The organism is Pseudomonas sp. GM33, from assembly GCF_000282295.1.
Classification (GTDB): Bacteria; Pseudomonadota; Gammaproteobacteria; order Pseudomonadales; family Pseudomonadaceae; genus Aquipseudomonas; species Aquipseudomonas laurylsulfatiphila.
Genome location: NZ_AKJO01000194.1, coordinates 1 through 7,478 on the forward strand (window position 1 = coordinate 1; position 7,478 = coordinate 7,478).

Annotated in this window: 5 protein-coding genes; 4 read left to right on the plus strand and 1 reads right to left on the minus strand. The window is 62.9% G+C overall.

Annotated features, from left to right (window positions below; all coding sequences use genetic code 11):
• Positions 1-21: 21 nt before the first annotated feature.
• Positions 22-1,995: an alkyl/aryl-sulfatase gene (locus tag PMI26_RS00225; protein WP_007980971.1), complete on the minus strand. Its 1,974-nt coding sequence runs from the start codon at positions 1,993-1,995 to the stop codon at positions 22-24.
• Between the two features lie 137 nt (positions 1,996-2,132).
• Between PMI26_RS00225 and PMI26_RS00220 the strand changes: the two genes are divergently transcribed.
• The 4 genes from PMI26_RS00220 to PMI26_RS00205 all read left to right on the plus strand — a co-directional run bounded on the left by PMI26_RS00220 (position 2,133) and on the right by PMI26_RS00205 (position 7,042).
• Positions 2,133-2,801 carry an ABC transporter ATP-binding protein gene (locus PMI26_RS00220; RefSeq protein ID WP_007980974.1) on the plus strand — a complete coding sequence of 223 codons (669 nt, stop codon included), beginning with the start codon at positions 2,133-2,135 and terminating at the stop codon, positions 2,799-2,801.
• Between the two features lies 1 nt (position 2,802).
• The gene (locus PMI26_RS00215) at positions 2,803-5,274 is read left to right on the plus strand and encodes an ABC transporter permease (protein WP_007980976.1); all 2,472 of its coding nucleotides are present in this window, start codon (positions 2,803-2,805) and stop codon (positions 5,272-5,274) included.
• Complete coding sequence (locus PMI26_RS00210) at positions 5,264-6,346, plus strand: lipocalin-like domain-containing protein (RefSeq protein WP_007980978.1); 1,083 nt, start codon at positions 5,264-5,266, stop codon at positions 6,344-6,346. The genes PMI26_RS00215 and PMI26_RS00210 overlap by 11 nt, the downstream gene beginning before the upstream one ends.
• A 117-nt stretch (positions 6,347-6,463) precedes the next feature.
• Positions 6,464-7,042: a hypothetical protein gene (locus PMI26_RS00205; RefSeq protein ID WP_007980980.1), complete on the plus strand. Its 579-nt coding sequence runs from the start codon at positions 6,464-6,466 to the stop codon at positions 7,040-7,042.
• The last annotated feature ends 436 nt before the right edge of the window (positions 7,043-7,478 follow it).

The window sequence follows — 7,478 nt, forward strand, 5'->3', positions numbered from 1 at the left end:
CTCGCTCCTACAGGGGATCTGTCACGGGGTAACGATATTGAATTGCGGCGCAAACGTATCGAGGCTGGACATCAATTCTCCAAGCTTCTTGCCATTGCCTTGCAATTTGATCAGGCCTTTCTGGATCGCCGTGGGGATGTCCAGTTGCTTGAGGCTGATCTGTTCCAGGGTGGCCTTGCTCATGGTCACGCCGGCATCCGCCTGGGCGTTGAGGCCGGCGCGGTGGGTCAGCACGCCGTTGCGCAGGGTCAGGTTGAAGTCCTTGTTCAGGTCCTCGAAGGTCCAGTTCAGGGTCAGGTCATGGCCTGCGGCCTTTTCGCTGTCCAGACGCACGGCCAGGAAGTCGAAGAACATCTGCGGGCTCATCGCCCGCACCATGTCCACCGACACCGAAGTGCCTGCATGGGGTGGTACGCCGTTGCGCAGTTCCATGGCGCCGGTCAGGTACATGTTGCGCCAGGTGGCGTTTTCGCTTTGATAACCCATCTGCTCCAGCGCCTCGGCCTGGGCTTTGCGCGCGTCGCCGTTGTCCGGGTTGGCGAACAGCAATTGATTGCCCAGTTGCGCGGCCCAGCGGTACTCACCCTTGGTCATCGCCGCGCGCATTTTCTCCAGTACCGCCGTTTCGCCACCCATGGCCTCGACCGTGTACTTCGCCGTTTCCACAGGAGGCAGCGGATTGAGGTTGGCCGGGTTGCCGTCATAGAAACCCATGTAACGCTGATACACCGCACGGGTGTTGAAGCTCAGCGAGCCGTAGTAGCCACGGGTGTACCACTTCTGGTCCAGGCTGCCGGGCAGTTTCTTGATCGAGTCGGCGATTTCCAGCGGCGTCAGGCCCTGGTTCAGCAGGTGCAGGGTGCGGTCATTGAGGAAGGCGTACATGTCGCGCTGGTCGGCGAGGAAGGTGCGGATGCGTTCGCCGCCCCAGGTCGGCCAGTTGTGCTGGGCGAACAGCACGTCGCTCTTGTCACCGTATCGCGCCAGGCTGCCATCCAGGTACTCGGCCCAGGCCTTGGCATCCCGCACTTGCGCGCCGCGCGGGGTGAGGATGTTGTGCATCATTTGCGTGGCGTTTTCCGCCATGCACAAGGCGCGCAACTGCGGCAGGTACAGGTTCATTTCCGCGGGCGCCTCGGTGCCCGGGGTCAACTGGAATTCCACCTCGAGGCCGGCGATGGTGCGGGTTTCCAGTGCCTTGTCGATCAGGTCGGTGGGCGGGATCAGGGTGACGGTGCCGCCGCTCGGCGTGCTCTTGCCCAGGCCGGCATCGACCTGGCCTTTTTCGCCACGGGGCAGCAGGCTGCCGAACTGGAACTGTGCACGCCGACTCATGGCGTTGCCGGCGTAGACGTTCTCGCTCATCACGTGTTCCATGAACCCGGCCGGGGCGAACACCTTGACCTTGCCGGCCTTGACGTCGGCTTCGTCGATGACCCCGCGCACGCCACCGAAGTGGTCGACGTGGGTGTGGCTGTAGATCACCGCCACCACCGGTTTGTGCGGGCGGTTCTGGTAGTACAGGTCCAGCGCCGCCTTGGCGGTTTCGGCCATGGTCAAGGGGTCGATGATGATCAGTCCGTCGTCGCCTTCGATGATGGTCATGTTAGCGAGATCAAGGCCGCGCACCTGATACAGCCGAGGGCTGACTTCGAACAGTCCGGCATGGGCGCTGAGCTGGGCCAGGCGCCACAGGCTCGGGTTGACCGACTCCGGGGCCTGATCCTTGGCGAGGAAGTCATAGGCCTGGATATCCCAGATGACCTTGCCCGAGGCGTCTTTTACCTGGCCTTTGAAGGGCGCGATCAAACCTTTGCTGACTGACTCGTAGTCGGTGCGGTCGGTGAAGGGCAGTTGCTTCAGGACGGCGGCGTTACTGGCCGTGGTTTGCGGGCTGGCTGCGACCGGTGCATCGGCGGCGACCACCGCTTGCGCCAGGCAGGCAGTGATCAGGCAAGCGAGCAGCCCACGAGGGCTCAAGGTGAAACGAGGCATGGTGTCTCCGTTTTTTATCGTTATGGCTAGACCAGCTTCGAGGGTAGGGCGGGGCACGGGCAGGGCGATCATCGGCAACGGACAAAAAACATTCAGGGCCGCTATCCTTGAGCCACGCATACCCAGCAGGTTGACCCATGCTTGAAGTCCATGGTGTTTTCAAAAGCTACGCCACACCGCAGGGGCCGCTGCCGGTGCTGCAAGGCGTCGACCTGACGCTCAGACCCGGCAGCAGCCTGGCGTTGATGGGCGAGTCGGGCAGTGGCAAAAGCACTTTGCTGCACCTGATCGCCGGGCTGGACAAGGTCGATCGCGGCAGCATCCGCAGTGGCGGGCATCGCCTGGAACAGATGAACGAAGGGCAGCTGGCAAACTGGCGTCGTACGGAAATCGGCCTGGTGTTCCAGCAATTCAACCTGATCGGCAGCCTGCGGGTCGAAGACAACCTGGCGATTCAGGCGCGCCTGGCCGGGCGCCTTGACCCCCGCTGGCAAGCCCATCTGGTGCGGCGCCTGGGCTTGGGCGAGCTGTTGCGGCGCTACCCCGAGCAACTGTCCGGCGGCCAGCAGCAACGGGTCGCGCTGGGCCGGGCGCTGGCGTCGCGCCCGCCGTTGCTGCTGGCAGACGAACCCACCGGCAGCCTCGATGAAACCACCGGCGCCGAGGTGTTGCAGTTGCTGCTGGAACTGCTCGACGACAGTCCCACCAGCCTGCTGATGGTCACCCACAGTCCCGGCGTGGCGGCGCGGCTGGCGGAAAAGGCTTTGCTGTGCGGTGGTCGCCTGGCCGGTGTGGGCGAGCGCTGACATGAGCATCTTTGGCCAGACCCTGCGCGCTCTGCTCAGCCACTGGCGGCAGCATCCGGTGCAGTTTTTCAGCGTGCTGACCGGGTTGTGGCTGGCCACCGGCCTGTTGACCGGCGTCCAGGCACTCAACAGCCAGGCCCGCGACAGCTATGCCCGCGCCAGTCAGCTGATCGGCGGCGAGCCCCAGGCCAGTCTCAATGCGCCCGCTGGCGGCACCTTCCCACAGCAATGGTTTGTCGATCTGCGCCGCGCGGGGTGGCCTGTGTCACCGGTACTGCAGGGCCGGGTCACGCTCAAGGGGCATGAAGAACAGCGCCTGCAGTTGATGGGCATCGAGCCGGTGTCGCTGCCGGCGGGCGCGGCGGTGGCGGGGCAGGCCTTGGCGATCGAGCAGGTGGTCGGCTTTTTCAGCCCGCCGGGCAGTACCTGGATATCGTCGCAAACCTTGCAGGCACTAGGCTTGCGCGAAGGTGACCGGCCACTGAACCTGACGGGCGTGGCACTGCCGCCGCTGCAGGTGCAGGCCGACATGGCGCCCGGTGTGCTGCTGGTGGACATCGGTTTTGCCCAGCAGATTCTCGGGTTGCCGGATCAACTGTCGCGCCTGCTGCTACCGAAGGATTTCACTGCGCCGCTGCCGCACGCCTTCCAGGGCCAGCTGCAACTCAAGAGCGCCGGCGAAGAAAACAACCTCACACGCCTGACCGAAAGCTTTCACCTGAACCTTGCGGCCCTGGGGGTGCTGTCGTTCGTGGTCGGTCTGTTTATCGTGCACGCCGCCATCGGGCTGGCGCTTGAGCAACGCCGGGGTTTGCTGCGGACCCTGCGTGCCTGTGGGGTGAGTGCGCGCATGCTGATCGCCTGTCTCGCCGTCGAATTGGGAGGGTTGGCCCTGGTCGGCGGGGCGGCCGGGGTGGTCAGCGGCTACCTGCTGGCCGCCGTGCTGTTGCCGGATGTCGCCGCCAGCCTGCGTGGCTTGTATGGTGCCGAAGTGGCGGGGCAGTTGAACCTCGGCCTGTCATGGTGGTTCAGTGGTATCGGCCTGAGTCTGATCGGCGCATTGCTGGCCGGTGTCAACAGTCTGCTGCGGGCGGCGCGATTGCCATTGCTGGCGCTGGCCGACCCGCAGGCCTGGCATCAGGCCCATGCACGCTGGTTGCGCCGCCAGGCTTGGGTGGCGGCCATGGCCGGGGTGATCGCGCTGCTGGCGCTCACCTTCGGTGACAGCCTGGTCAGTGGCTTCGTGCTGATGGCGGCGCTGTTGATCGCAGCCGCACTGGCGTTGCCGGTGGTGCTCAGTTCGCTGCTCAGTCTCGCTTCGCAGCGCAGTCGCTCGGTACTGGGCCAATGGTTTGTCGCCGATTGCCGCCAGCAACTTCCTGCGTTGAGCCTGGCGTTGATGGCGCTGCTGTTGGCCATGGCGGCAAACATTGGTGCCGGCAGCATGACCGCAGGGTTTCGCCAGACCTTCAGCGACTGGCTCGAGCAACGGCTTACGGCCGAGCTTTACCTCAACCCACAGAACCCGGCCCAGGCCAGGGAGCTGCACGGCTGGCTCGACCAGCAGCCGCAACTGGCGGCGGTGTTGCCCAACTGGCAGGTGTCGATCCAGTTGCAGGGCTGGCCGACGGACCTGTCCGGGATCATCGACCACCCGACCTACCGGCAGCACTGGCCGTTGCTCGAAGCCCTGGGCGACAACCCCTGGGAACGACTGGCCAAGGACGATGCGGTGATGCTCAGCGAGCAACTGGCCCGGCGCCTGCGGGTGCAACTGGGCGACCCCCTGACGCTGCCGACGCCCACTGGCCCCTGGTCGCCACGGATCGTCGGGATCTACGCCGACTACGGCAATCCCAAGGGCCACATTCTGGGCAATATCAACCACCTGCTGCGCGGCTGGCCGCAACTGGCACCGAACCGCTTCAACCTGCGCATCGAACCGGCGTCGATCCCGGCGTTCGTCACGGCGCTGCAGGCGCGTTTTACCCTGGACGACAGCCGCATCGTCGATCAGGCGCGGCTCAAGGGCTGGTCCACGCAAGTCTTCGAACGCACCTTCGCCGCCACTGCTGCGCTCAATAGCCTGACGTTGTGCGTAGCCGGCGTGGCGCTGTTCATCAGCCTGCTGACCCAAAGCCAGAGCCGTCTCGGGCAACTGGCGCCGCTATGGGCACTGGGCGTGACGCGCCGGCATCTGATGTTGCTCAACCTGGGGCAGACCTGGTTGCTGGCGCTGCTGACCCTGGTGCTGGCGTTGCCGTTGGGCATCGCCCTGGCGTGGTGCCTGGACACGGTGATCAATGTGCAGGCCTTTGGCTGGCGCCTGCCGTTGCGGGTGTTTCCGTTGCAACTGTTGCAGTTGATGGGGCTGGCGCTGGTGGCGACATTGCTGGCTTCGGCCTGGCCGTTGTTCCGTTTGTACCGCACGCAACCGGCGGACTTGCTGCGAACGTTTGCCCATGAAGATTAATCTCGGCGTCTTGCTCCTGGCGCTGCTGGTGCTGCTGTTGAATGGCTGCGATCAACCGGCGCCGGTAGAAAAGGGGTTTGCCGGGCTTGGCAATCAGGCCGCTGCGTTTACCCCGGTGGTGCCCGGCCGGGTATTCAGCTTCCCGGCGGATCACGGCCCGCACGATGGCTATCGCATCGAATGGTGGTACATCACCGCCAACCTGAAGGACGCTCAGGGGCATGAGTTCGGCGCGCAATGGACGCTGTTCCGCAGCGCCTTGAAAGCCACCCCCGAGGAGGCAGGCTGGCAGAACCAGACGATCTTGCTCGGGCACGCGGCGGTGACGTCGGCGACGGTGCATCACGCGGCTGAGCGCTACGCCCGTGGCGGTGTCGGTCAGGCTGGTGTCAGCGTTGCGCCGTTCAATGCATGGATCGACGACTGGCAACTGAGCAGCCAGGCAACAGCCGAGGATCCGTTGGCCGACCTGCTGCTCAGTGCCCGCGACAAGCGTTTCAGCTACCGGCTGCGGCTGATCTCGACAGGTCCGCTGGTGCTGCAAGGCGACAAGGGCTTCAGCCAGAAATCCGAACAGGGTCAGGCCTCTTACTACTACAGTCAGCCGTTTTTTCAGGCCGGCGGCACCCTGGAAATCGACGGCCAGACCTTTCAGGTCAGTGGCCCGGCCTGGCTCGACCGCGAATGGAGCAGCCAGCCCCTGACGGCCAACCAGAGCGGTTGGGACTGGTTCTCCCTGCACCTGGACAGCGGCGAGCAGGTGATGCTGTATCGCATGCGGCAAAAAGACGGCGAGCCTTACCTCACCGGCACCTGGATCAACGCCCGGGGGCAGACACAGTTGCTGCACGCCGGCGACATCAGCCTCACGCCGCAAGACAAAGCCAGCGTGGCCGGGCGCGAGATGCCCGTGCGCTGGTCGATCAGGATCCCCTCCAGACACCTCGATATCACCATCAACGCGCTCAATCCCCAGGCATGGATGGACTTGCGCATACCGTACTGGGAAGGCCCGGTGCGCCTCAGTGGCAGTCATGCAGGGAACGGCTATCTGGAAATGACCGGGTATTAGAAAATCGGCGGCCTGCTGCGACCACTTGCTGAACAGCGTCTATGCTCATCGCACACATGGCATTGCGCTTTGCGTCAACGCCGTCTGTTGTCATTCATCACAGGGAAAGTTCTGCCTATGAAACGCCACGCACTGACCAAAGCCATCACCCTCGCCACCTTGTTGTCTGCCGCCAGTTTCGGTGCGGTTGCCGCCGAACTCCCGTTGTCCGAAGTGGTGGTGGTCGATCAGGTCGCCACCCAAGTCGTTTCGGTCGATACCGCAACCCGTATCGTGGTCCTCAAAGGCCCGCAGGGTAATGAATTCCCTGTGCAACTGACCGAAAAAGCGAAAAATCTCGACAACCTCAAGGCCGGCGATACGGTCGACATCAGGGTCACCAGCGCCGTTGCCGCCTTCCTCGACACCGATGTCGACAAAGGCCTGCCGGGCACTGCCGAAGCCACTGGCGAAGTGCGCGCAGCACCCGGTAGCGACAACCCCGGCGGCGAAGCTTACCGTCAGGTGAAGGTGCAGCTGAAAATCACCCACATCGACCAGAAAAAACACCAGGTGACTTTTGAAAACCCGGAAGGCAAGTCCAAGACGGTTGACGTCAAGCGACCTGAAGTCCAGGCCAAACTCAAGGATTTGAAAGTCGGACAAAGCGTTAACGTGGTTTACACCGACATATTGACGGTGACCAGCAAGCATTGAGATTGAGTTATATGGGCTGATTGTTTTTGTAGAAGTCTTGTACAGAAATAATCAGCTCATAGCGTTTAATGGGTGCGTTTAAAGCGTTGTGCGGCGTTGTTATCAAGTCCACATTTCCTTAAACATTGTGTCGATAAATTTCATCTTTGCAGTGCGGACATATTGATTCTCATCTACTAAAATGCTTTCCGTTCGCCCAGTGTACGGCTCTTTACCAGTGCATGGATTGCCGAGGCCATCGCACTGGGCGAACACTTTATTGGTTGTATTGAAAGTTTCGGATATAAAAAAAACGGGCGACCTGCGGGTCGCCCGTTTTTTTTGGGGGTTTCAGCATGGGCACGGTCTTTTGTGGGAGCTGGCTTGCCTGCCATGGTCGTTAACGATAACGCGTGTGAGCTGGTTAAACGCGGCGCGCTTGAGTCCATCGCCAGCA